This is a genomic window from Terrabacter sp. AAH1 (assembly GCF_054456855.1).
In genome coordinates, this window is record NZ_JBTJJV010000001.1 from 659,067 (window position 1) to 683,603 (window position 24,537).

The window sequence follows — 24,537 nt, forward strand, 5'->3', positions numbered from 1 at the left end:
CTCTCCTTGGGGTCCTGCGAGGGTGCTACTACCAGTCCACGACCGAGATCCCGACGAGGTCGGCGGCGGCCCGCAGCTGCGGACGCACGTCGGACCACGCGAGAACGGTGTGGTGGGGGAAGCCGCCGGTCACCAGACCGGTGACGAAGGTGGACGCGTCGCCGTCGAGGCGGACGGCGGCGGTGTTGCCCTGGAACCGGTTCGGCTCGGGCATCGACTCGCCGGCGGCGAGCAGCAGCCGGAGCTGCCCGGGCCGCTCGGGGTCCTCGGTGAGCCGGGCCATACAGACCGGGCCGGTGCGCAGGGGGAAGTTGCCCGCGACGCCGAGCTTGCGGTTGCAGTGGGTCGACTGCGTGGCGTCATCGGGGTCGGCGGCGAGCGACGTCGCGGCCGCACCGCAGTGCCAGAGCCGCACGACGTTCTGCTCCGCGTCGAGCTCCACGGTGTCGACGAGGTAGGTCGTGCCGGATCCCAGCGCCTCCATGAGCAGCATCGTCACGGCGCCGTAGACATCGCGCTCGCACGCGGTCGGCGTGCCCTCGTCGGCGACGCGGGAGAGCGACGAGCACGGGCAGGCACCGAGCTGGGTGGGGAACTCAGGCCAGCAGCGGATCGCCATGCCCGACAGGGTCTCCCGGTCGCGCCAGCCGCGCATGGCCGTCGTGATGCGTGCCGAGGCGAGGGCCTGGCCGGCGTCGACGGAGGCGAGGCTGGGCTGGGCCTCGACGGCCGCGTCGTGCTCGGCCGCCGCGTCCGCGTCGCTGACGCAGCCCACCTGCTCGAACATGGCCTCCACGGGCACCTGCTCGACCTCGATGCCGAAGAGCCTGCTCAGCAGGTCGCCGTCGTACTGGCTCGGCGTGAAGCCGGGAGGGGCGTCGCCGACGAGGCCGAGCCGGCGACCGCGCAGCGACTCCAGCGCCGGCTCGACGTCGGCGCGCTCGCTGCGCTCGCGGGTGTCGGTCGGGGCGGGGACCACCTCGGGCAGCCGCCCCGCGAGGGCGGCCTCGAGGACGCTGCGGGTCTCGGGCTCGTCGGGGTTTCCGTAGACGAGTCGCGGCGTGCGCCCGGCGTGCACCACGAGGGCGTGGCCGAAGAGGTTCGCGCCGCACATCGAGTTGAGCCAGAGGCGGTCACCGACCGGACCGGGCTCGCGGAACGACCACAGCAGCACGGGCTGCTCGAGGTCGCCGTAGAGCTCGAGGGCGGGGGTCGCGTCGGAGAAGGAGGCGCAGACGTTCACGACGAGGTCGGCCGAGCCGTCGACGTACGCCTTGGCTGCCGCGACGTCGTCTGGCGTCATCACGAGGGCGTCGGGTCCGCTGACCTCGGCGCCGAGCTCGACGAGCAGGGCACGCGCCTCGCCGGCGAGCCGTTCGGCGACGTCGACCGCGAAGGTCGGGCGTGCCGTGGCCACGAGCGTGACCTTGGGGGCCTGCGTGGTGCTCATCGCCCGACTGCCTCGTCGACGATCTGGCCGAGCCGCTGCAGGCGCGGGATCGACACCTCGCGGAGGTCGCGCTCGATGTCGTCGCTGCCGATGACCGAGGCCCACACGGCACGGCCGGCGAGGAAGCCGGATGCCCCCTCGTGGCAGGCGAGCTCGACGGCGTGCGGGAACAGCTCGGCGGGGACGCCCGACGACAGCACGACCCAGGGCGACGCGACGGCCTCGGTGATCTCGGCGCAGGCGCGGCGGATCTCGTCGTCGGAGCCCTGCCCCTTGAACGGCACCTCGGCCTTGTAGAGGTCCGCCCCCAGCGACCCCAGCTCGCGCGCGGCCTCGATGACGCACGCGTCCCAGTCCCAGGCGCCGCCGGCGCGCGGGGCCTTGGCCACCGGCTCGATGATGCTGACGAGGCCGGCGGCGCGGCAGCGCTCGACGAACTCCTCGACCATCTCGACCCGCGTCGCCGCGGCCTCGTCGGGGCGGTGGATGACGAGCAGCTTCATGGCGACCGCTCCCTGCTCGCGCACGGCGGCGGGGTCGACCGCGCGGTCGATCTCGACCGAGGTGACGAACTCGCCGTTGCCGGCGATGAAGTGGTCGGCGGCCGCGATGAGGCCGCAGGTCGGGGCCACGGCGCCCGCGTCGACGACGGCGTCGAACGCGAACTGCTTGTCGACGAGCACGGCCGACGCGTGGGGAGTCAGCACGCGGGTGGCGGCGACCTTGAAGTCGGTGAGCTGCTGGTCCGTGACGGGCGCGTCCTGGTGCTCGGCGAACATCGCGCGCATGGCCTCGCGCTGGTCGACGGCGAGCATGGCGAAGCCGCCGCTCGGTCGTGCCACGTCCTCGAGCCGGAAGCGTGTCCCGGTCGCGGTGTCGGGGTTCGTCTCGGTCATGGGTTCTCTCCTGCGGGTCGTGGCGTGGTCGGCGTGGTCGGCGTGGTCGGCGTCGTGGGTGAGAGGGGTGAGGTGGCGGGGATGACTGGGCGGATGTCGTTGTGGCCCAACGGCGTCCGGCTCAGGCCGAGGGTGCCGGCTCGGGCTGGGCCTCGGCCTGCCGGGTCTCGAGGACCTGGAGGACCTCGGGCAGCTGTGGGATGCGTGAGCGCCCGTCGAGCCCACGACACGACAGCGCTGCCGTGACGTTGGCGAAGGCGAGCTGTTCGGGGAGGGGGAGGCCGCGGACGACGGCCGCGACGAGGGCGCCGTGGAAGACGTCGCCGGCACCGAGGGTGCTCAGCACGTCGACGGCGTGTGCGGCGGCATACGCCCGCCGGCCGTCGGCCGCCAACGCGTGCGAGCCGCGGGCGCCGTCGGTGGCGACGACGACGTCGCAGCCCTGCTCGAGCGCCAGGGCCAGCAGATCGTCCACCGGACGCTCGCCGTGGAGGCGCTCGAGGGCCTCGACGGTGGGCACGTAGAAACCGACGCCTCGAGCGTCGAAACCGGGGATGTCGTTGCCGGCGTCGACGGAGAGCACCTGACCCTCGCGCAGCAGCCCTGACTCGTGGACCGGCTGCCAGCCGGCGTGGTCGGCGTGCACGACGGGGGCGGCGGCGATGAGCTCGACGCCGGCGGAGATGTCGATGCGCGGGGCCGGCCGGTTGCAGATGGCGCGGCTGCCGCGCTCTCGGTCGACGACGACGACGCTGGCGGCGGTGGCCACGCCCGGCGCCACGGTGACGCCGCTGACGTCGACGCCCTCGGCGGCCAGCCCGTCGAGGACCGCCCGCCCGTTGGCGTCGTCGCCGACGGTGCCGACGAAGGCGCTGCGCACGCCGAGGCGCGCTGCGGTGACGGCCGACGTCGCAGCGGGACCGCCGCCGGCGTAGGACACCTCGTCCGCGACGACGCGCTGGTCGGGCCCGGGGAAGCTCGGGACCAGGGCGATCGCGTCGAGGGTGGCGACTCCGACGAAGACCGCCTCGACAGCCTGTGTGCTTGCCATGCGTCCTGCACTCCTTCGTGCGTCCCAGTTGATGTTGATACCCTAACAGCGGATGTTGGAAAGTCAACAGATTCTGGTCGGTAACTCACGTATGCTGAGCGAGTGGGAGTCGTCGATGAGTGAGTCAGGGGCCGAGCTGAGGGCCGAGCTGGGGGCCGATCAGGGGGCCGAACCCGGTGCCATGCGCTACGACACCGCCCCCGACCGGCGGCGCAGCATCCTCGAGCGCGTGGAAGGCACCGGTTTCGTCTCGGTCACCGAGCTCACGCGACGTCTCGGCGTCTCGGACATGACCGTCCGCCGCGACCTGCGCAAGCTCGCCGAGCAGGGCAAGGTGCGCATCGTCCACGGCGGCGTCAGCGCACTGAGGCAGTCGCTCCACTCCCCCGCCTTCACCGGACGCGCGGAGGAGAACGCCGACGCCAAGCAGGCCATCGGGACCCTCGCCGTCGCGACCCTGCCGGCAACCGCGACCGTGGCCATCGACGCGGGCACGACGACGTATGCCGCCATGCAGGCGCTGCCCGAGACCTTCCGTGGGACGGTCGTCACCCACTCCGTGCCGGTCATGCAGCTGGCCCTCGCGCGGGGGCTCAGCCGGCTCGTCGGCCTCGGCGGCGAGCTGCTCCCCGACAGCCAGGCCTTCGTCGGTCCGCGCACGGTCGAGTCGACGCGGGGGCTGCGGGTCGACACGCTGTTGCTCGGGGCTGCCGCGGCCGACGAGCACGGCATCTACGTGTCCACCGACAACGAGCGACCGACCAAGCTCGCCCTCATGGCGATCGCGCAGCGCACGATCCTGCTCGTCGACTCCAGCAAGTTCACGACCACGGCGCCGGTGCTGCTGTGCGACTGGTCGGCCATCTCGGGGGTCGTGAGCGATGCGCCGCCGCCGGCCCACCTGGCCCACACGCTGCACGACCTGCCCGAGGGCGTCCTGGTCGCCGGCTGACCCCGCGGCTCGACCACACGAGCCCAGAAGGGCTCCGGGGGCCTCCGGGTGTTAGTCCGGTGGCGCGGGCGGTACGCGGTTGACGCCCGCACCACCGGGGCTCTGGGGTTCGCCGCTCGTCAGAGGCGGGCGGCGAGGCGGTGGTAAGCCGCGCTCCAGCGCAGCTCCTGCCGCACGCTCTCGGGCGTCGAGCCGTCGTCGATGACGACCAGCTCGGTCGAGGTCATCTCGGCGAGGTCGCGGAACTCCTCCGTGCCCACCGCCGTGGACAGCACCGTGTGGTGCGGCCCGCCTGCGAGCAGCCACGACTCGGCCGAGGTCGACAGGCTGGGGCGCGGCTCCCACACGGCGCACGCCACGGGGAGGCGGGGCAGCTCCTCGTCGGGCTCGACGACGTCGATCTCGTTGAGGGTCAGGCGGAATCGGCCGCCGAGGTCACTCATGCCGACGACCACACCGGGGCCGGGCGCTGCGGTGAACCGCAGGCGCACCGGGTCCTCGCGGCCACCGATGCCGAGCGGGTGGATCTCCAGCGACGGCTGCCGCGAGGCGATCGTCGGGCAGACCTCGAGCATGTGCGCGCCGAGGATCTTCTCCTCCCCGGGCACGAGGTGGTACGTGTAGTCCTCCATGAACGAGGTGCCGCCCGGCATTCCCTTCGCCATCGCCTTCGTCGCGCGCAGCAGCACCGAGGTCTTCCAGTCGCCCTCGCCGCCGAAGCCGTAACCGTCGGCCATCAGCCGCTGCACCGCCAGGCCGGGCAGCTGCCGCAGCCCGCCGAGGTCCTCGAAGTTCGTCGTGAATGCGCCGAACCCGCCTTCGGTGAGGAAGGTCCGCAGCCCGGCCTCGACGCGTGCCCCGTAGCGCAGCGACGCGTGGCGCTCGCCGCCGCGACGCAGCTCGGGCACGACGGCGTACGCGTCCTCGTACTCCGCGACCAGCGTGTCGACCTCGGCGTCGGCGACCGCGTCGACGACCTCGACGAGGTCGTTCACGCCGTACGTGTTGACCGAGACCCCGAAGTGCAGCTGCGCCTCGACCTTGTCGCCCTCGGTGACCGCGACGTCCCGCATGTTGTCGCCGAACCGGGCCAGCCGCAGGCTGCGCAGCTCGGCCACGCCGGCAGCCGCCCGTCCCCACGCACCGACCCGCTGGAGCACGGCCGGGTTGCTCACGTGACCGGCCACGATCTTGCGGGCGATCCCCAGCCTCGCCCCGACGAACCCGAACTCGCGGTCGCCGTGCGCGGCCTGGTTGAGGTTCATGAAGTCCATGTCGATGCTCGACCACGGCAGCTCGGCGCCGGCCTGCGTGTGCAGGTGCAGCATCGGCTTGCGCAGCGCGTCCAGCCCGGTGATCCACATCTTGGCGGGCGAGAACGTGTGCATCCAGGTGACCACGCCGATGCACTCGGGCGCCGCGTTGGCCTCGAGGATCGCGGCGTGGATCGCGGCGGCGTCGGCGAGGATCGGCCGCCACACCACCCGCGCCGGCAGCACCGCGCTCGCGTCGATCTCCTTCGCGATGGCCTGCGACTGCTCGGCCACCTGGCGCAGCGTCTCCTCGCCGTAGAGGTGCTGGCTGCCGGTGAGGAACCAGACCTCGCGCTCGTCGCTGCGTGCCGGGTGCGTGCTCGTCATGGGGTGTCCTTCTGTCCGTAGACGTTCTGGTAGCGGTCGAACAGGGAGTCGACGTCGGTCGGGTCGATGCGGATGGGCTCGCCCAGCTGTCGGGCGATGTGCATGGTGCGGGCGACGTCCTCGCACATGACGGCCGCCTTGACGGCGGAGCGGGCGTCCTTGCCGATGGTGAAGACACCGTGCTGCTTCATGAGCACGGCGGCCGACTTGCTGGCCGTGAGCGTCTCGACGATGCCGCGCCCGATGGAGTCGTCACCGATGAGCGCGAAGGGCCCCACGGGGATCTCCCCGCCGAATTCGTCGGCCTGCATCGTCAGGGCGCAGGGGATCGGCTCGCCCCGGCTCGCCCAGGCCGTCGCGTACGTCGAGTGCGTGTGCACCACGCCGCCGACGTGCGGCAGGTGCCGGTAGACGTACGCCTGGGCGTCGGTGTCGGACGACGGTGCGTGCTCGCCCTCGACGACCCGGCCGTGCAGGTCGCACAGCACCATGTTCTCGGGCGTCAGGTCGTCGTAGGCGACACCGGACGGCTTGATCACCATGAGGTCGCGGCCAGGGACCCTCGCCGAGACGTTGCCGGCCGTCCAGATGACGAGCTGGTAGCGGGTCAGCTCCGCGTGCAGGGCGCACACCTCGCGCCGGATCAACGCGATGGTTGCGTTCACATCGGTGAGCACGCTCACGCCGCCTCACCTCCTGCGCGGACCTCCTGGGCGGTCGGGGCGGTCGGGGCGGTCGGCCCGGGCGCCTGGCGCACCTCGTCCTTGCCGGCGATCGCCTTGCGGCGCAGGGACTTCAGCCGCTTCATGACGTCGTTGCCGCCTCGACCGAAGTGGTCGTGCAGCCGCACGTACTCCTCGAAGAGCAGGTCGTATGCCGCCGCGTCGCCTTCGCGGGGCACGAACGCCGCCCGCTCGACTCCCCCCATGGCCGCCGCCGCGGCAGCGACGTCGGGGAAGGCACCCGCCGCGACGGCGGCGTGGATCGCCGAACCGAGGGCCGGGCCCTGGGCGGAACGGATGACCGACAGCGGCAGCCGCGTGACGTCGGCATAGATCTGCATGAGCAACGGGTTCTTCGCGAGGCCGCCGGCGATGACGAGCTCGGTGACCGGGACGCCGCTGTCGCGGAAGGTCTCGAGGATGACGCGGGTGCCGAAGGCGGTCGCCTCGAGCAGCGCCCGGTAGACCTCCTCGGGTCGGGTCGCCAGGGTCTGGCCGACGACGAGGCCCGACAGCTCGTGGTCGACGAGCACCGACCGGTTGCCCGAGTGCCAGTCGAGCGCGACGAGGCCGTGCTCCCCCACCGCCTGGGTGGACGCCTTCTCGGTGAGCAGCTCGTGGGCCGACAGCCCGCGGGCCTCTGCCTCCGCGGCATACCCGGCCGGGAAACCCGTGCGGGTGAACCAGCCGAAGATGTCACCGACCCCGGACTGTCCGGCCTCGTAGCCGTAGAGGCCGTCGACGATGCCGCCGTCGACGACGCCGCACATGCCGGGAACTTCGCGCAGCACGTCGCTGCTCATGACGTGGCAGGTCGAGGTGCCCATGATCGCCACCATCTGGCCGGGTGCCGTCGCCTGCGCGGCGGGGGCGGTCACGTGCGCGTCGACGTTGCCGACGGCCACCGCGATCCCCTCGGGAAGACCCGTCCACGCCGCAGCTTCCGCAGTGAGCCGCCCTGCGGCAGAGCCGAGCTCACCGATCGGGTGATCGAGCTTGTCGTCGACGAACGAGGCGAACCCCGGGTTGAGCGCTGCGAGGTAGTCCCTCGACGGGTATGCGCCGTCCTGACGGATGCCCTTGTAACCGGCCGTGCACGCGTTGCGCACGTAGTCGCCGCAGAGCTGCCACACGATCCAGTCGGCCGCCTCGACCCAACGGTCCATGGCAGCGTAGACGTCGGGGTCCTCCTCGAGAACCTGCAGCGCCTTGGCGAACTCCCACTCCGAGCTGATCAGGCCGCCGTAGCGCTGCAGCCACGGCTCACCGCGCTCGGAGGCGAGGGCGTTGATGCGGTCGGCCTGCGCCTGCGCGGCGTGGTGGCGCCACAGCTTGACCCAGGCGTGCGGGCGGTCGGCCCACTGGGGCAGCTCGCACAGGGGCACACCGTCGGCGGTCGTCGGCAGCACCGTGCACGCGGTGAAGTCGGTCGCGATGCCGATGACGTCACCCGGGTCTATCCCGGCAACGGCGACCGCCGCCGGCACGGCGTGACGCAGCACCTCGCGGTAGTCCTCGGGCACCTGCAGCGCCCAGTCGGGCGGCAGCGCGGCCGTCCCGGGGACGGGGAGGCGCTCGGTGACGACGGCGTGCGCGTACTCGTGGACGGCCGAGCCGAGTTCGGCGCCGTCGGACACCCGGACGACGAGGGCTCTCCCCGAGAGAGTCCCGAAGTCGACGCCGACGACGTAGGTCGGCCTTACGCCGGTGGCCTGCTCGTTCATGTCGTGCTGCTCCTGGTCCGGCCCGGCGGCGCGGTGCTCGCGCGGACGATGAGTTGGGGGTCGATGAGGCTGGGCACCTGGTCGGTCTCGCCCGAGATGGCTGCGGTGAGCATCGCGATGGCCTCCCGGCCGATCGCGGAGAAGTCCTGGCGCACCGTCGTGAGCGGCGGGATGAGGTACTCCGCCTCGGGCACGTCGTCGAAACCGACCACGCTGACGTCGTCGGGGACGGCGCGGCCGGCCTCGTGCAGGGCGCGCAGCACCCCGATCGCCATCTGGTCGTTGGCGGCGAAGACCGCTGTCACGTCGGGCTTCTCGGCGAGCTCTAGCCCTGCGCGGTAGCCGCTCTCGGCGGACCAGTCCCCCGCCACCGGCTCCATCGGCCGGTGACCCGCCGCGACCATCTCGGCACGCCAGCCCTCGGCGCGGGCACGGGCCTCGGCCCAGTCGAGCGGACCGGTGACGTGGGCGACCTCGACGTGACCGAGGTCGATGAGGTGCCGGGTGGCCAGCCGGGCCCCGGCGACGTTGTCGACGCCGACGGTGCGCCGCGCCCGCGTGAGGTCGCCCTCGACGATGACGAACGGCAGCCGCGCGCTGCGCGAACGCGCCACCTCGAGCGCCTCGTCGTGGCCCGCGATGACGACGATGCCCTCGACGGCCAGCCGGTCGAGGTGGTCGACCGCGGCGTCGAAGCCCTCACGGGTCATCTCGGCGAGCGACACCGACGAGGCGAAGAAGCCGGCCTCGCGAGCCGCCGTGTTGACGGTGCGGTGCACGCTCGTGGGGCCGAAGAGCGTCGAGGCCGTCGTGATGATGCCGATCGTCCCCGACCGGCCGCTCACCAGGGCCCGGGCCGCCGTGTTGGGCCGGTAGCCGAGCCGCTCGATCGCCTGCAGCACCCGGTCGCGGGTCTCGGGTCGGATGCTCGAGGCCCCGTTGATGACACGCGACACCGTCTGGTGCGAGACGCCGGCCAGCCGTGCGACGTCCTGCATCACGGGAGCGCGCGACACGGTGTCGCTCACGAGGCCCTCCTCGTGAACAGCCGCTGCATCACGATGAAGAGCAGGAGCAGGGTTCCGATCGCGATCTTTGTCCACCATGAGCTCAGCGTGCCTTGGAACGAGATCAACGTCTGGATGACACCCAGGACGAGCACGCCGAGGAGCGAGCCGAGGACGAAACCGACGCCACCGCTCAGCAGGGTGCCGCCGATGACGACGGACGCGATGGCGTCGAGCTCCATCCCCACGGCATGGAGGCCGTAGCCGGAGAGCATGTAGACGGAGAAGAGCAGCCCGGCCACCGCGGCACAGAGCCCGCTGATGGCGTACGCGGCGACCTTGACGCGGTGGACCGGCAGACCCATGAGGGTGGCCGAGCTCTCGCTGCCGCCGATCGCGTAGACCGTGCGCCCGAAGCGCGTGCGGTGGAGCACCCACACGGCCGCGGCGACGATGACGAGGGCGATGACGACGCTCCACGTGATGACCACCCCACCGGGCAGCTCGATCGTGCCGGTCGCGAGGGCTCGGAAGAACGGGTCCTTGATCGAGATCGACTCCACACCGATGACGAAGCACAGGCCGCGGGCGAGGAACATCCCGGCGAGCGTGACGATGAACGGCTGGATCTCGAAGTGGTGGATCACCAGCCCCATGAGCACCCCGAGACCGGTGCCGACGGCGAGGACGAGCAGGATGACGAGCGGTGCCGGGATGCCGGCGCGCAGCGTCGCCGCGGCCAGCATCGTCGAGAGGGCGACCACCGCCCCGACGGAGAGGTCGATGCCGCCGGTGAGGATGACGAACGTCATGCCGACCGCGAGGACGATGAGGAACGCGTTGTCGATGAAGAGGTTCGCGAAGACCTGGCCCGACGTGAAGCCCTCGTAGCGGACCGAGCCCACGCCGAAGAGCAGGACGAACAGCACGAAGGTTGCGACGACGGGGAGCACGCGGCCGGGGATGCCGGGGACCTTGGACAGGCCGGGGACGCGGTGCCTGGCCGGAGTGGTCGTGGTCATGACTGGGTCACCTTCTGCTTGGTGTCGGGCGCGTCGACGGCGTCGGCGACCGGGCGGTCCGCGACACCATCCGGCTCGGCTGCGTCGTGGTCGGCCGGGTCCTGTTGCGCCGCAGGGCTGTCCGCGTCGGCAGACGGTTGCGTGGCGGGGTGGCCGGCGGGCCTGCGCCGAGCGAATCGGGCCCGCATCTTGGGCGCCTGCAGCAGGCAGACGGCGATGACGACGAGCGCCTTGAAGACGAGGGTGACCTCGGGGGCGATGCCCATGGAGTACACGGTCGTCGTCAGCGTCTGGATGATGAGGGCGCCGACGAGAGTGCCCGACAGCGAGTACCTCCCGCCGGCGAGCGACGAGCCACCGATGACGACCGCCAGGATCGCGTCCATCTCGATCCACAGTCCGGCGTTGTTCGCGTCGGCGGCGCTGACGTTGGAGCTGATCATGAGGCCGGCGACCCCGGCACACACGGCCGCGAAGACGTAGACGGTCCAGATGATCGTCCGGGACCGCAGGCCCGCCAGGCGGCTGGCCTCGGGGTTGATGCCGACCGACTCGATGAGCAGGCCGAGCGCGGTGCGCCGGGTGACGAGCGCGACGGCGACGAGGGCCGCGAGCGCGATGAGGATGGAGATCGGGAAGAGGAGGAACCCCGCGCCGATCTCGCGGAAGAAGTCGTTGCGCACCGTGATGATCTGGCCGTCCGTGACGAGCATGGCGATGCCGCGCCCGGCGGTCATCAGCACCAGGGTGGCGATGATCGGTTGGATGCCGAGCAGCGACACGAGGAAGCCGTTCCACAGGCCCAGCACGAGGCACAACGCCAGCGCCACCCCGATGCCGGTCAGCGCGGCCGCCGGACTCGTGGGGTCGCTCGAGCCCGCGATCGTCGTGCACGCGACGGCTCCGGCGATGGCGGCGACCGCACCGACGGACAGGTCGATGCCCCGGGTGGCGATGACGAGCGTCATGCCCAGGGCGATGAGCAGGGTCGGCGCGCCGTTCTTGAGGATGTCGACGAGGCTGCCGTAGAGGTGCCCGTCCTGGAGCCGCACCGACAGGAACCCGGGGTTGCGCGCGGCGTTGGCCAGCAGCAGCGCGACGAGGGCGACGACGGGCCAGAGCAGGCGGCTCCCCCGCATCCGCTGGGCGAACGTGGCGGTTGCTGCGCTCATGACGCCACCTGCTCGGTCCGGGCGGCGGTGCCGACGCGCGGTGCGGCGGTGGCGTCGGTCTCGGCGATGAGTCCCATGATGTCGTCGACGGTCGCGGAGGCGTCCAGCTCGGCGACCTTCGCGCGGTCCTTCAGCACGATGACGCGGTGCGACAGGCGGGCCACCTCCTCGAGCTCGGCTGAGATGTAGACGACCGCCATGCCCTCGGCAGCCAGCTGCGCGACGAGCTTCTGGATCTGGGCCTTGGCGCCGATGTCGATGCCGCGCGTGGGCTCGTCGAGGATGAGCAGCCGCGGGTTCGTGACGAGCCAGCGGGCGAGGAGCACCTTCTGCTGGTTGCCGCCCGAGAGGCGCCCGACGATCGCGTCGGGGTCGGCGGGGCGGATGTCCAGGGTCTCGATCCAGCGGGCGACGAGCTCGTCCTTGGTGCGCCGTGGGATGGGCCGGGCCCACCCGCGCGCGGCCTGCATCGCGAGGACGAGGTTGTCGCGGATCGACAGGTCGGCGAGGATCCCCTCGCCCTTGCGGTCCTCGGAGCAGAACGCGATCCCCGAGGCGATGGCGGCGCGGGGCGTGCGCAGCGAGACGTCCTTGCCGCCCACACGCACCGATCCGGAGTCGGCGCGGTCGGCCCCGAAGAGCAGCCGGGCCAGCTCGGTGCGGCCGCTGCCGAGCAGGCCGGCGAGTCCGACGACCTCGCCGGAGCGGATCGTCAGGTCGAACGGGGCGATCGAGCCGCGTCGGCCCAGCCCGCTGGCCTCGAGGACCGGCGGCGCCCCGGAGGTGCCGGACCCGGCGTCCTCGGCGAGGCGCTCGACCTCCTCGAGCACCCCGAGCTCGCGGCCGATCATCGCCGACACGAGCTGGAGCCGGGAGAGGTCACGCGTGAGGTGCTCGCCGACGAGTCGGCCGTTGCGCAGGACCGTCATGCGGTCGGCGATCTCGTAGACCTGCTCGAGGAAGTGCGAGACGAAGAGGATGGCCACCCCCTGGTCGCGCAGGTGGCGCATGATGCGGAAGAGCTCGGCGACCTCGTCCTGGTCGAGGCTCGAGGTGGGCTCGTCGAGGATGAGCACCTGCGCGTCGACGGCCACGGCCCTGGCGATGGCCACGAGCTGCTGGATCGCGATGGGGTGCTCGGCGAGGGTCGAGGCCGGGTCGATGGTCAGGCCCATCCGGCCGAGCAGCTCCGCGGCGCGGGCCCGGGTGCCCGGCAGGTCGATGGCCCCGAACCGGCGCGGCTCGCGCCCGAGCACGATGTTCTCCGCGACCGAGAGGTTCGGGCAGAGGTTGACCTCCTGGTACACGGTGCTCACACCGGCCTCCTGGGCCGCCGCGGGTCCCGCGAAGGCCACGCGCTCGCCGCGCAGCTCCGTCGTGCCGGACGTGGCCGTGTAGACCCCGGTGAGCACCTTGATGAGGGTCGACTTGCCGGCCCCGTTCTCACCCATGAGGGCGTGCACCTCACCGGGGAGGAGGCGGAAGTCGACGTCCGCGAGGGCCGTGACCCCCGGGAACTCCATCGTGATCCCGCGCATCGCGACGACGGGGTCGCCGGTCGGGGCGGTCGTCGGTCTCGGCGTGTCGGTCATGACGTCCTGTCCTTCGCTTCCGGGTGTCGGGTGGACGGCCCCCGCCACCACACCCGGAGGGTGGCGGGAGCCGTCGATCGGGCGAGGCGCGCGGCCCGGCGTGTGGGCCGCGCGACCTCGGGTCGGGGGCTCAGTACTTGCGGGAGGGCAGCGCCGTCTTGGCCTGCTCCTGGGTGAACGTCGTCTCCTCGGTCACCACGCGCTCGGGCACGGACTCACCGGCCACGACCTTCTTCGCGAGGTCCATGAGCTGGTCGCCGAGCAGTGGGCTGCACTCGACGATGTAGTTGATCTTGCCGTCGGCGAGGGCCTGCATGCCGTCGTGCACGGCGTCGACGGTGATGATCTTGATGTCCTTGCCCGGAACCTTGCCGGCGGCCTCGATGGCCTCGATCGCTCCGAGACCCATGTCGTCGTTGTGGGCGTAGACGACGTCGATCTTCGGGTTGGACTTGAGGAAGGCCTCCATGACCTGCTTGCCACCGGACCGGGTGAAGTCACCGGTCTGCGACGCGATGACCTTGATCTGCGGGGCCGCCTTGATGGCGTCGGCGAAACCCTCCTTGCGGTCGATCGCCGGTGCTGCGCCCGTCGTGCCCTGCAGCTCGACGACGTTGACCTCGCTCTTGCCCTCGCTGTCCTTGACGAGCCACTCGCCGGCCTTCTTGCCCTCGGCGACGAAGTCGGAGCCCAGGAAGGTCTTGTAGAGCGTCTTGTCCTCGGAGTCGACCGCCCGGTCGGTGAGGATGACGGGGATGTTGGCGCGCTTCGCCTCGAGCAGCACGGTGTCCCAACCGGTCTCGACGACGGGGCTGAAGGCGATGACGTCGACCTTCTGCTGGATGTAGCTGCGGATCGCCTTGATCTGGTTCTCCTGCTTCTGCTGCGCGTCGGAGAACTTCAGCTCGATGCCGGCGGTCTTGGCCGACTCCTGCACGTTCTTGGTGTTGGCAGTGCGCCAACCGGACTCGGCTCCGACCTGCGCGAAGCCCATGACGATCTTGTCGCCGCCCCCGGCGCCGGCGCCGGACGCACCGGCCGCGGCCCCGCTGGAGCTGCCACAGGCCGCGAGGGCCGCGACGGCGACGGCACTGACGGCCACCGGAAGGATCTTCTTCAGCACTGGACTTTCCTCCAAGCTCAGGACGCCCTCATTGGCGCCGTGGTGCGGCCGACCTCCTCGTCCGCCGTGGCCGTCAGGCCACTTGAGGCAAGAGTGTGAGCGTTAACATCGCGCCGCGTCAACCCCCCGTCCGAATCTTTTCTGCCCCCTTGACGCATGCGGAGTGGCTGCTATGTTAGCGCTCACTTTCGTGAGCAGGGCTGCTCCTGACCGGTGCTGCCCCGCGCGCGGAGGACACCCGGACCAGCCCCCTTCCTTTCCACGAAAGGCCCCACCCCATGACACACGCACGTGTCGTGGCGGGTCTGGCGACCGGCGTCCTCGGCGTCGGACTGCTCGCCGGGCTCCCGTCGGCGCAGGCCGCCGCCGGGACCGCCACTCCCGCCCCGCTCGACTACTCCATCACCGTCGACCCGGCGTCCACCGGACCGGCCATCGACGACTCCATGTACGGCGTCTTCTACGAGGACATCAACCGCGCCGCCGACGGCGGCCTCTACGCCGAGCTCGTCCAGAACCGCTCCTTCGAGTACTCGTCGGCCGACAACCGCTCCTACACCGGGCTCACGTCGTGGTCGACGTCCGCCACCGCCGGAGGTGCCGGCACGGCGACGACCGTCGACGACGCCGACCGGCTCGGCGAGCGCAACAGGAGCTACCTGCGCCTCGCCCTCGCGAACCCCACGGGGGCCACCTTCGGCGTGAGCAACGCCGGCTACAACACGGGCGTACGCGTGGAGGCCGGGAAGACGTACGACTTCAGTGTCTGGGCGCGCACCGACGCCGCCGCCGGCACCCCGCTCACGGTCACGCTGCGCGACGGCGGCCGCACGACGGCATACGCGGCCCCGCTGCGCATCGACGTCAAGGGCGACGCCTGGACGAAGTACGGCGGCAGCTTCGTCGCCACCGCCTCGACGACGTCCGGGCGTCTCGGCGTCGAGGCCGGCGGCACCGGCACTCTGCGGCTCGACATGGTCTCGCTCTTCCCCCGCGACACCTACAAGGGCCGCCCGAACGGCCTGCGCAAGGACCTCGCCGAGAAGGTCGCCGCCCTGCACCCCGGGTTCGTCCGCTTCCCGGGCGGCTGCCTCGTCAACACCGGGAGCATGTACGCGTACGACGCGGCGAACGGCTACCCGCGGGCCCGCAGCTACCAGTGGAAGGACACGATCGGGCCCGTCGAGCAACGCGCCACGAACGCGAACTTCTGGGGCTACAACCAGTCCTACGGGATCGGCTACTACGAGTACTTCCAGTTCTCCGAGGACATCGGCGCCCAGCCGGTGCCGGTGCTGCCCGCGCTCGTCACCGGCTGCGGCCAGAACCGTGCCACCGTCGACGACGCCCTCCTCCAGCGCCACATCCAGGACGCCCTCGACCTCATCGAGTTCGCCAACGGTCCCGTGACGAGCGAGTGGGGCGCCAAGCGCGCGGCCATGGGCCACCCGGCACCGTTCGGCCTCAAGCGGATCGCCATCGGAAACGAGGAGAACCTCCCCGACCAGTACTTCGCGAACTTCGTGAAGTTCGAGTCGGCCATCAAGGCCGCGCACCCCGACATCACGGTGATCTCGAACTCCGGGCCCGACGACACGGGGTCGACGTTCGACCGGCTGTGGGACCTCAACAAGGGCCACGGCACCGCCATGCTCGACGAGCACTACTACAACAGCCCGGACTGGTTCCTCCAGAACAACAAGCGCTACGACGCCTACGACCGCCAGGGCCCCAAGGTCTTCCTCGGCGAGTACGCCTCGCTCGACAACAAGCTGCGCAACTCCCTCGCCGAGGCGGCCTACATGACGGGCCTCGAGCGCAACGCGGACGTCGTCAAGATGGCGTCCTATGCGCCGCTGCTGTCCAACATCGACTACGTGCAGTGGAAGCCGGACATGATCTGGTTCGACAACGCCGGCTCATGGGGCTCCACGAGCTACGAGGTGCAGAAGCTCTTCATGAACAACGTCGGCGACGAGGTCGTCCCGAGCAGCGCGAGCGGCTCTGTCGCACAGGCGAAGCCGATCACCGGGGCCATCGGCCTGTCGACGTGGGCCACCGCAGCGAAGTACGACGACGTCACCGTGACCGGGGCCGACGGCACCCGGCTGTTCACGGACGACTTCTCCGGCGACGCGTCACGGTGGACGTCCCTCGCGAACCGCGGCACATGGTCGGTGCAGGACGGCGCCTACGTCCAGTCCGACGCCGCCGCGCAGGACACGCTGGTGCGGGCAGGCGACGTCACCTGGCACGACTACGACCTGAACCTCAAGGCGACGAAGACCGCTGGCGCCGAGGGCTTCCTCATCGGCTTCGGCGTCAAGGACTCCGGCAACTACTACTGGTGGAACCTCGGCGGGTGGAACAACACCCAGGGCGCGGTCGAGAAGGCGGTGGGCGGTGCGAAGCAGACGCTCCTCGCCAAGCCCAACACCATCCAGACGGGCCGCACCTACGACGTCAGCGTCAAGGTGCGAGGCGGCCAGGTCGAGCTCTACCTCGACGGCGCGCTGTGGGGCAGCTTCCGCGACGACGCCGTGACCGAGCCGTTCGCGCAGGTCGTCACCCGCGACGTGGCGCGGCAGCAGCTCATCGTCAAGGTCGTCAACGCCCAGGACGCACCGGCACGCACACGCATCGACCTCGGCACGTCCCGCGTCATGGGCAAGGCCGAGATGACCGTCATCTCCGGCGACCCCGAGGCCCAGAACACCCGCACGGCCCAGCCCGTGCAGCCGGTCACCTCGACCGTCAAGGGCATCGCGTCGACGTTCACCCGCACCTTCGAGCCGAACTCGGTGACCTTCCTCCGAGTCCAGATGAAGTAGGAGACCGCCATGACACACGCACTCTCGCGACGTACCCTGCTGGGCGGCGGCCTCGGCGGGTTCGCGCTCGCCGCAAGTGGCCTCGCACTGCCACAGCTCGCCGGCCGTGCCCTTGCGGCCACCAGTCCACTCACGGACGCCCAGGTGTACGGCGCGCCCACCGTGAGCCCGCTCGTCTGGCAGCGCGCCGACCCGTTCGTCACGCTGCCCGTCTCCGGCACGTACTACTTCACCGGTTCCGTCCCGGAGTACGACCGCATCGTCGTGCGCGGTGCCGACACGATCACCGGCCTCGGGTCCGCCGCCGAGTCGGTCGTGTGGCGCCGTCCCACCTCCGGGCAGATGGGCGGACACATCTGGGCCCCCGAGCTGCACCGCATCGACGGCCGCTGGTACCTCTACTTCGCGGCCGGCGACGCGGGCAACGTCTTCAACATCCGCATGTACGTCATGGAGTCAGCTCTCGCCGACCCGCGGGAGCCCTCGGGCTGGGGCGCGCCACGACAGATCGTCACCCCCTGGTCGTCGTTCGCGCTCGACTCCACCACCTTCGAGCACCTCGGCCGGCGTTACCTCGTGTGGGCCCAGAGTGAGCCCGAGATCGCCGTCAACACGAGTCTCTACATCGCCGAGATGGCCTCCCCCTTCGCGCTCGCGAGCGCGCCGGTGCGCATCGCGACGCCGACACGGTCGTGGGAGGTGCGGGGCTTCAAGGTCAACGAGGGGCCGGCCGTGCTGGTGCGCAACGGCAGGGTGTTCATCACCTTCTCCGCGAGCGCCACGGACTCCCGGTACTGCATGGGCCTGCTGACGGCCGACGCCCGCTCGAACCTGCTCGACGCAGGGGCGTGGAGCAAGGGGGCCGACCCCGTGTTCACGACGAACGAGCAGACGCGGCAGTACGGCCCCGGCCACAACAGCTTCACCGTGGCCGAGGACGGCGTCACGGACGTCATGGTCTACCACGCCCGCGACTACCGCGACATCGTCGGCGACCCGCTCTACGACCCGAACCGGCACGCCCGCGCCCAGCGGCTCTACTGGCACCCCGACGGCACGCCGCTCCTCGGCGTGCCGGTGGGAACGGGCGGCCCGATCGTGCGGCTCTCCCCCGCCGACTCCGCGTCGTCGTTCGTCAGGCACTTCGCCTACGACCTGCGCGTGGACGCCGACGTGCGCGAGCTGGCCGACAGCCAGTTCCGTTTCGTGCCCGGCAGGGCCGGCACGGACACGGTGTCACTGCAGTCGGTGAACTTCCCCGACCGGTTCATGCGTGTGACCGGCACGAGGCTGCGCATCGAACCGGTCGACGAGGCCAGCAGCACGTATGCCGCCGAGGCGAGCTTCCGTCGGCAGCCGGGTCTCGCCAACCCGAGGGGCGTGTCCCTCCAGTCGGTCTCGGCGCCGGGGTCCTACCTTCGACACGACAAGGGTCGCCTCGTCGTGGGCCCGGCCTCGGGGTCGAAGTCGACCTTCCTGCTCAGCTGACGCTCCCCGGGGGCCGGCTCGCGACGTCGCGAGCCGGCCCCTGCCGCACCCGAACCCGACGCCCCCAGGAGACCAGATGACCAGCCCGTCCTCGATCGCGCTCACCGCAGACGGGATCATCCTCGAGGTGGTCACCGCGGGTGCAGCCGTCCGCCGGGTCACCCTGACCGACGAGGACCGACCCCTCGACGTGGTGCTCGGGTTCGGTGACCGCGCCGACTACGGCACGGGCCTCGACTACCTCGGCGCGACGATCGGCCGCTACGGCAACCGGATCGGCGCCGGCCGCTTCTCACTCGACGGCGTGGTGCACGAGCTCGCGACCAACGAGAACGGCAACACCCTCCACGGCGGTCCTGAGGGGTTCGACCGCCGGGAGTGGACGGTCCTGGATCGCGGCGACGCGCACGTCACCCTGGGCCTGCACAGCCCCGACGGCGACCAGGGCTTCCCGGGCGCCCTCGACGTCACCGTCACCTACACCGTGTCACCGGGCAGCGTGCGCATCGACTACCGTGCCACGACGGACCGCGACACCGTGGTCAGCCTCACCAACCACGCGTACTTCAACCTCGGTGGCGAGGGCAGCGGGCCGGTCGACGACCACACCCTCGCCGTGCCGGCCGACACCTTCACCGCCACCGATGCCGCGCTCCTGCCCACGGGCGAGCTGCGCGACGTGACCGGCACGCCCTTCGACCTGCGTGCCCCGCGCCGACTCGGTGACGTCCTGGCGACCGACGACGAGCAGCTGCGGCACGGCGGGGGCCTGGACCAAAACTTCTCGGTCCGCGGCTCGGGACTGCGCGAGGTGGCCGTCCTCCGCGGGGCGTCCGGGCGCACCCTCGTCGTCGAGAGCGACCAGCCGGGCCTGCAGGTGTACTCCGGGGCGCACTTCGACGGCACGATCATCGGACCCGGGGGTACGGCCTACGCCGCCCGCGCGGGAATCGCTCTGGAGACCCAGGGCTTTCCCGACGCACCCAACCACGCCGGCTTCCCCTCGACCGTCCTGCGGGCCGGCGAGACGTACGCCAGCACGACGGCCTGGCGCTTCGGCCACGACGCCTGACGCCGCTTGCTCCTCGGGCCAGGTCGAGGAGCCTCTTGACTGGATACCCCATAGGGGTACCTTGGGAGTATGGACGGCAACCGTGAGGCCCCGACCGCTGAGTCGCGGTCACTGGTGCGCGACCCCGTCTGCGGCATGGACGTCGATCCGGCGATGACTGCGCACCACCACGAGCTGCAGGGCCACACCCACCACTTCTGCTCCGCCGGTTGCCGAGCCACCTTCATCGCGAATCCCCTTCATTTCCTTGGCAGTTCGGAGAACCCCAAGGCGCCAGCCGCCCGACCCGGCGATGACGTCGAGTGGACGTGTCCGATGCACCCGGAGATCCGCAGGCCGGGCCCCGGCTCGTGCCCCATCTGCGGGATGGCGCTCGAGCCCGTCACGGTGACCGCGGGCAGCGGTCCCAACCCCGAGCTGGCCGACATGACGCGACGGTTCGTCGTGGCGGTCGCGCTCAGCGTCCCTGTGCTCGTCCTCTCGATGGGCCGCGATCTCCTTCCCGCCCTGGAGGACGCCATTTCGGCGACGGCCGCCGGCTGGGCCCAGCTCGTCCTTGCCACACCCGTCGTGCTGTGGGCGGGCCGGCCGTTCTTCCAGCGCGGCTGGACCTCCGTTCGCACGATGAAGCTGAACATGTTCACGCTCATCGCGATGGGCACGGGTGTGGCGTGGCTCTTCAGCGTGGTCGCGACCGTCGCGCCCGGGGTGTTCCCGGAGGCGTTTCGCATGGACGGCGCCGTCGCCGTCTACTTCGAGGCGGCCGCCATCATCACCGCACTCGTCCTGCTGGGACAGGTCCTCGAGCTGCGCGCCCGCGAGAGCACGTCCGGCGCCATCCGCGCACTGCTCGACCTCACGCCCAAGACGGCCCGCCGCATCGACCCGACCGGACCCGAGTCCGAGGTAACCCTCGACGAGGTGCAGCTCGGCGACCTGCTGCGCGTCCGTCCCGGCGAGTCGGTCCCCGTGGACGGCACGGTGCAGGAGGGCCGGTCGACGGTCGACGAGTCCATGGTCACGGGCGAGTCGATGCCGGTGACCAGAGTCGAGGGCGACAGCGTCATCGGCGGGACCGTGAACCAGACCGGGTCGTTGGTCATCCGCGCCGAACGGGTCGGCCGCGACACCATGCTGGCCCGCATCGTGCAGATGGTCGCCGAGGCCCAGAGGTCGCGTGCCCCGATCCAGCGGCTCGCCGACCGGGTCTCGGCGGTCTTCGTGCCCGCCGTCATCGTCGTCGCCGTGGTGGCGTTCGTCGTGTGGGCCACCGTGGGTCCCGACCCGCGGCTGGCCCACGGCCTCGTCGTCGCGGTCAGTGTCCTCATCATCGCCTGCCCGTGTGCGCTCGGCCTGGCGACGCCGGTGTCGATCATGGTCGGGGTCGGGCGGGGCGCCTCGCTCGGCGTTCTCATCAAGAACGCCGAGGCCCTGGAGGTCATGGAGAAGGTCGACACCCTCGTCGTCGACAAGACCGGCACCCTCACGGAAGGGCGCCCGTCGGTCACGCACGTCGCAACCGCCGACGGCGGCGACCGCGACGAGGTGCTCCGGCTCGCCGCCGCCGTCGAGCGCGCCAGCGAGCACCCGCTCGGACTGGCTGTCGTCAGCGCCGCACGGGACGCCGCGCTGGACCTTCCCGAGGTCACTGAGTTCGACGCGCCCAGCGGAAAGGGCGTCACCGGCCTCGTCGGAGGACGCCGGGTGCTTGTGGGTAGCAAGGCCTTCCTCACCGCCGAGGGAGTCGACACGGCACGCCTGGACGACCAGGCGGATGCCCTCCGTGCCGACGGGGCCAGCGCCGTCTACGCCGCGGTGGACGGCCGGGTGGCGGGAGTCCTCGCCATCGCCGACCCGGTGAAGGAGACGACTCTCGCAGCCCTGGCCGCCCTGCGAGAGGACGGCATCGCGGTCGTCATGCTCACCGGCGACAACGCGGTCACCGCGAACGCCGTGGCGCGGAACCTGGGCATCGACCGCGTCGAGGCAGAGGTGCTGCCCGAGCACAAGAGCGACGTCGTCAAGGAGCTCCGGTCGGAGGGCCGGGTCGTGGCGATGGCCGGCGACGGCGTCAACGACGCACCTGCCCTCACCGCGGCCGACGTCGGGATCGCGATGAGCACCGGCACCGACGTCGCGATCGAGAGCGCCGGAGTGACGCTGCTCAAGGGGGACCTCACCGGCATCGTGCGTTCCCGGGCCCTGTCGGTGGCGACCATGTCGAACATCCGTCAGAACCTCGTGTTCGCCTTCGTCTACAACGCCGCCGGCATACCGCTCGCCGCAGGCGTGCTCTACCCGACGTTCGGTCTGCTGCTCTCGCCGATGATCGCCGCGGCCGCCATGGCGCTGTCGTCCGTCAGCGTGATCGGAAACGCCCTCCGCCTACGCAGCCAGCGCATCTGACCCGGCGGCCGTCACGGCGCCGTCACGGCGCCGTCGTCGCCCCAGCACTCGTGCCACCACTCGTCGGGGTCGCAGCGCCGTCGGAGGTGGGGGTGGGCGCAGGGTCGCCGGAGGAACCGCTGTCGCCGTCGGCGCTGGGGGCGGGGGTCGACGTCGACGGATCCGGTCCTTCGACACCCCCGTCCTCCGCGGACCCGCCGTCCGGCGGGAGCGCGGGGTCCGTGCCGGTCGCGACGGTCGTGGGCGTCGTGCCGATCGTCGGAGTGGCGCCGCTCTCGCCACCGGCGGCCGGCTCGCTCGGCGCGAGCGGTCCCTGCTCCTTCTCGATGATCTCGAGGATCTGCTGCTTGTACGCGGTGAGCCGTTCGTCGATCTCGGAGAGTGGGACCTCGGCGATGTGAGCACCGAACTCGGCGATCTGCTTCCAGACCGCGGCGATCTGCTGCTGCCCGGCTGCGCTCAGCGGACCGTCGAGGGTGACGAACAGCTGCGAAGCAAGTGCATAGGACAGGCAGTTCACACAGTCGTGGTTGACGGCGCCGGAGAGGTTCTGGGGAACGGCCACGTGGTTGTCACCCGTCACCAGAACGACCTGGAAACCGACCGCCACCGCGGCGCAGTTCTCGCAGCTGGAGAAGGCGTACGCCTCGTTGGTGTTGAGTGCTGGGGAGTCGTCCTCGATCCAGACCAGGGCGAACGCCACGTCGTAGCGGATCGTGTTGTCGGTCGTGTTCACGGCCAGTGCCTGGTTGTCTCCGACGTCCGGGGCGAGCGGCTTGTCGAACGGGAAGACCCAGCCTGTGGCCCCTGGCGGGATGCTGTCAGGGCCCGGGCCGGGAGCACCCGGGCCGGCGCCGTGCGGAACCAGCACCATGGCCAGCTGTGGCTTCTCACGAGTCGGGCGCGGGTCGTTCCTGCCCCAGCCCGCCACCACGCTCCCGCGGCCGCCCTGGGCAAGGCCCGTCGCGGAGGGCCGAAGCCCCGGTGACGCCGGAAGGGCCTGGACGGCCTGCACGAGGGTGCCGCCTTCATACGGTTGCACCGGACGGTAGCTCCCCTCCCGCGGCCACCAGGCCCAGGTGAGGCCGGCCACGACGGCCAGTGCGACGACGACGACCACCCCGCGTTGCACCGGCGCGCCACGAGTGCGCCGCATGGCCGCACCGACGACCTGTCGCACCAGACGAGCCAGCAGCACCGCCATGGCCAGGATCGGGAAGGCGACCGCGAGGATCGCCACGCCGCGTGCGCCGACCGCTACGAGGTCGGTGTCGGCCCACGCCCGCGCCAGGGCCTCGGTCTGGGCGCCGAGACTGCGCCACGCGGTGCCGAGGACCCGCGGAAGGGCGATGACCATCGTGAAGACCGAGAAGGCCAGCATCGGCACGACGACGAGCACCCACACGGTCACGACCGCGCGCGCCCAGGGCTTGAGGACCTGCGACTCGGGGTCCTTCCACCGCCAGGGAAGGATGCCGAGCAGGGTCGGCCCGATGCGGTGGAAGAGGTCCGGCACTCCCGTGACGTCGGCGAGCACGTGGTATCCGTCGAAGCGGACCAGCGGCGTCAGCTGCCGCACCATCTGGAGGATCTGCGCCGCCACGACGAGTAGCAGCGCGTCCCAGTGCGTGAGCCACCAGACCCCCGCGGTCGCCACCGCGACCATCGCGTTGAAGTAGAGGCCGCCGAGGTCGGTGCGGACCCGCCCGGCCCGGCCGAGCCGGTAGGAGTCGGTGACGTCGGTGTAGAACGCCGGCCAGACCAGGTAGATGCCCGCCCCCATGACACCCGGGGTTGCGCCGCCTCGTCGGGCGGCCGCGGCGTGCCCGAACTCGTGGAAGCCGGCCGACAGCACGGTGACGAGCACGACGACGAGCAGCAGGCCCGGCTGGTCGAACGCCTGGTACGTCGCGGACGCCAACCCCTCGTGGAACAGCACCCACCAGCTGACGGCCAGGAAGACCGCCACGACGAGCGCCACGAGCACGGGGTGGAACAGCCGGGCGAACGGTGCCGTCAGGCGCCGCGTCAGGTCGGGGTCGCTCACGGCGTACTTGAACCGCAGGGCGAGCAGCGGGTCGGACTTCTTCAGCTCGGGCTGCCTGCCGTCCGCGCGCGCAAGCAGGCCCAGCGGTCGCAGCTGCTCGTCGACCAGGGTGCGCACGTTCTCGCCGGTCACGGTGCGCCCCTGCACCGCGGTGATGTGGGCACCCAGCTCGTCATAGGACCGCTGACCGTCGACCGACGCCAGCACCAGGTAGAGCAGTGGCGTGAGCTGGAAGGTCTGGCCGTCCTGCCTCCGCACGAGTGACGGCGGCACCCGGTAGCCCGACCCGGCCATCTCGCCGATCAGCTCGACGCCCTCGGCTCGCACGGGTGCAGCCAACAC

Annotated in this window: 17 protein-coding genes; 5 read left to right on the forward strand and 12 right to left on the reverse strand. The window is 71.4% G+C overall.

Going from position 1 to position 24,537, the window contains the following annotated elements; all coding sequences use genetic code 11:
* Positions 1-28: 28 nt before the first annotated feature.
* From ACXR8F_RS03105 to ACXR8F_RS03115, 3 genes are all read right to left on the reverse strand, one after another.
* Positions 29-1,450 carry a hypothetical protein gene (locus ACXR8F_RS03105; RefSeq protein WP_458798681.1) on the reverse strand — a complete coding sequence of 474 codons (1,422 nt, stop codon included), beginning with the start codon at positions 1,448-1,450 and terminating at the stop codon, positions 29-31.
* A complete protein-coding gene (locus ACXR8F_RS03110; protein ID WP_458798682.1) occupies positions 1,447-2,346 on the reverse strand; it encodes an aldolase in 900 nt (299 codons plus the stop codon). The genes ACXR8F_RS03105 and ACXR8F_RS03110 overlap by 4 nt, the downstream gene beginning before the upstream one ends.
* 121 nt (positions 2,347-2,467) lie before the next feature.
* Positions 2,468-3,397: a PfkB family carbohydrate kinase gene (locus ACXR8F_RS03115; RefSeq protein WP_458798683.1), complete on the reverse strand. Its 930-nt coding sequence runs from the start codon at positions 3,395-3,397 to the stop codon at positions 2,468-2,470.
* Between the two features lie 115 nt (positions 3,398-3,512).
* Between ACXR8F_RS03115 and ACXR8F_RS03120 the strand changes: the two genes are divergently transcribed.
* Complete coding sequence (locus ACXR8F_RS03120; RefSeq protein WP_458798684.1) at positions 3,513-4,349, forward strand: DeoR/GlpR family DNA-binding transcription regulator; 837 nt, start codon at positions 3,513-3,515, stop codon at positions 4,347-4,349.
* 119 nt (positions 4,350-4,468) lie between these two features.
* Here the strand turns inward: ACXR8F_RS03120 and araA are convergent, their stop codons facing one another.
* The 8 genes from araA to ACXR8F_RS03160 form a co-directional block, all read right to left on the reverse strand.
* Positions 4,469-5,989, reverse strand: coding sequence for an L-arabinose isomerase (araA, locus tag ACXR8F_RS03125; protein ID WP_458798685.1), 1,521 nt, complete (start codon positions 5,987-5,989; stop codon positions 4,469-4,471).
* The gene (locus ACXR8F_RS03130; protein ID WP_458798686.1) at positions 5,986-6,672 is read right to left on the reverse strand and encodes an L-ribulose-5-phosphate 4-epimerase; all 687 of its coding nucleotides are present in this window, start codon (positions 6,670-6,672) and stop codon (positions 5,986-5,988) included. Before ACXR8F_RS03130 ends, araA begins: the two co-directional genes overlap by 4 nt.
* A complete protein-coding gene (araB, locus tag ACXR8F_RS03135) occupies positions 6,669-8,435 on the reverse strand; it encodes a ribulokinase (protein ID WP_458798687.1) in 1,767 nt (588 codons plus the stop codon). The genes ACXR8F_RS03130 and araB overlap by 4 nt, the downstream gene beginning before the upstream one ends.
* Positions 8,432-9,463, reverse strand: coding sequence for a LacI family DNA-binding transcriptional regulator (locus ACXR8F_RS03140; protein ID WP_458798688.1), 1,032 nt, complete (start codon positions 9,461-9,463; stop codon positions 8,432-8,434). The genes araB and ACXR8F_RS03140 overlap by 4 nt, the downstream gene beginning before the upstream one ends.
* Positions 9,460-10,464, reverse strand: a complete 1,005-nt coding sequence (yjfF, locus tag ACXR8F_RS03145; protein ID WP_458798689.1) for a galactofuranose ABC transporter, permease protein YjfF — start codon at positions 10,462-10,464, stop codon at positions 9,460-9,462. The genes ACXR8F_RS03140 and yjfF overlap by 4 nt, the downstream gene beginning before the upstream one ends.
* Positions 10,461-11,636 (reverse strand): ABC transporter permease, encoded by a 1,176-nt coding sequence (locus ACXR8F_RS03150; RefSeq protein ID WP_458798690.1) that lies wholly within the window; start codon positions 11,634-11,636, stop codon positions 10,461-10,463. The genes yjfF and ACXR8F_RS03150 overlap by 4 nt, the downstream gene beginning before the upstream one ends.
* Positions 11,633-13,228, reverse strand: a complete 1,596-nt coding sequence (locus tag ACXR8F_RS03155; RefSeq protein ID WP_458798691.1) for a sugar ABC transporter ATP-binding protein — start codon at positions 13,226-13,228, stop codon at positions 11,633-11,635. Before ACXR8F_RS03155 ends, ACXR8F_RS03150 begins: the two co-directional genes overlap by 4 nt.
* A gap of 130 nt (positions 13,229-13,358) precedes the next feature.
* Positions 13,359-14,351: an ABC transporter substrate-binding protein gene (locus ACXR8F_RS03160; RefSeq protein ID WP_045191399.1), complete on the reverse strand. Its 993-nt coding sequence runs from the start codon at positions 14,349-14,351 to the stop codon at positions 13,359-13,361.
* A 278-nt stretch (positions 14,352-14,629) separates the two neighbouring features.
* On the opposite strand from ACXR8F_RS03160, the gene ACXR8F_RS03165 reads away from it, so the two are divergent.
* From ACXR8F_RS03165 to ACXR8F_RS03180, 4 genes are all read left to right on the forward strand, one after another.
* Positions 14,630-17,182 (forward strand): alpha-L-arabinofuranosidase C-terminal domain-containing protein, encoded by a 2,553-nt coding sequence (locus tag ACXR8F_RS03165; protein ID WP_458798692.1) that lies wholly within the window; start codon positions 14,630-14,632, stop codon positions 17,180-17,182.
* A gap of 9 nt (positions 17,183-17,191) precedes the next feature.
* Entirely contained in the window at positions 17,192-18,670 is a 1,479-nt protein-coding gene (locus ACXR8F_RS03170; RefSeq protein ID WP_458798693.1) for a family 43 glycosylhydrolase, read from the forward strand.
* Positions 18,671-18,746: 76 nt separating this feature from the next.
* Complete coding sequence (locus ACXR8F_RS03175; RefSeq protein WP_458798694.1) at positions 18,747-19,742, forward strand: aldose epimerase family protein; 996 nt, start codon at positions 18,747-18,749, stop codon at positions 19,740-19,742.
* 153 nt (positions 19,743-19,895) lie between these two features.
* The gene (locus tag ACXR8F_RS03180; RefSeq protein ID WP_458798834.1) at positions 19,896-22,148 is read left to right on the forward strand and encodes a heavy metal translocating P-type ATPase; all 2,253 of its coding nucleotides are present in this window, start codon (positions 19,896-19,898) and stop codon (positions 22,146-22,148) included.
* A gap of 22 nt (positions 22,149-22,170) precedes the next feature.
* Here the strand turns inward: ACXR8F_RS03180 and ACXR8F_RS03185 are convergent, their stop codons facing one another.
* Complete coding sequence (locus ACXR8F_RS03185) at positions 22,171-24,522, reverse strand: hypothetical protein (protein ID WP_458798695.1); 2,352 nt, start codon at positions 24,520-24,522, stop codon at positions 22,171-22,173.
* Positions 24,523-24,537 lie beyond the last annotated feature (15 nt).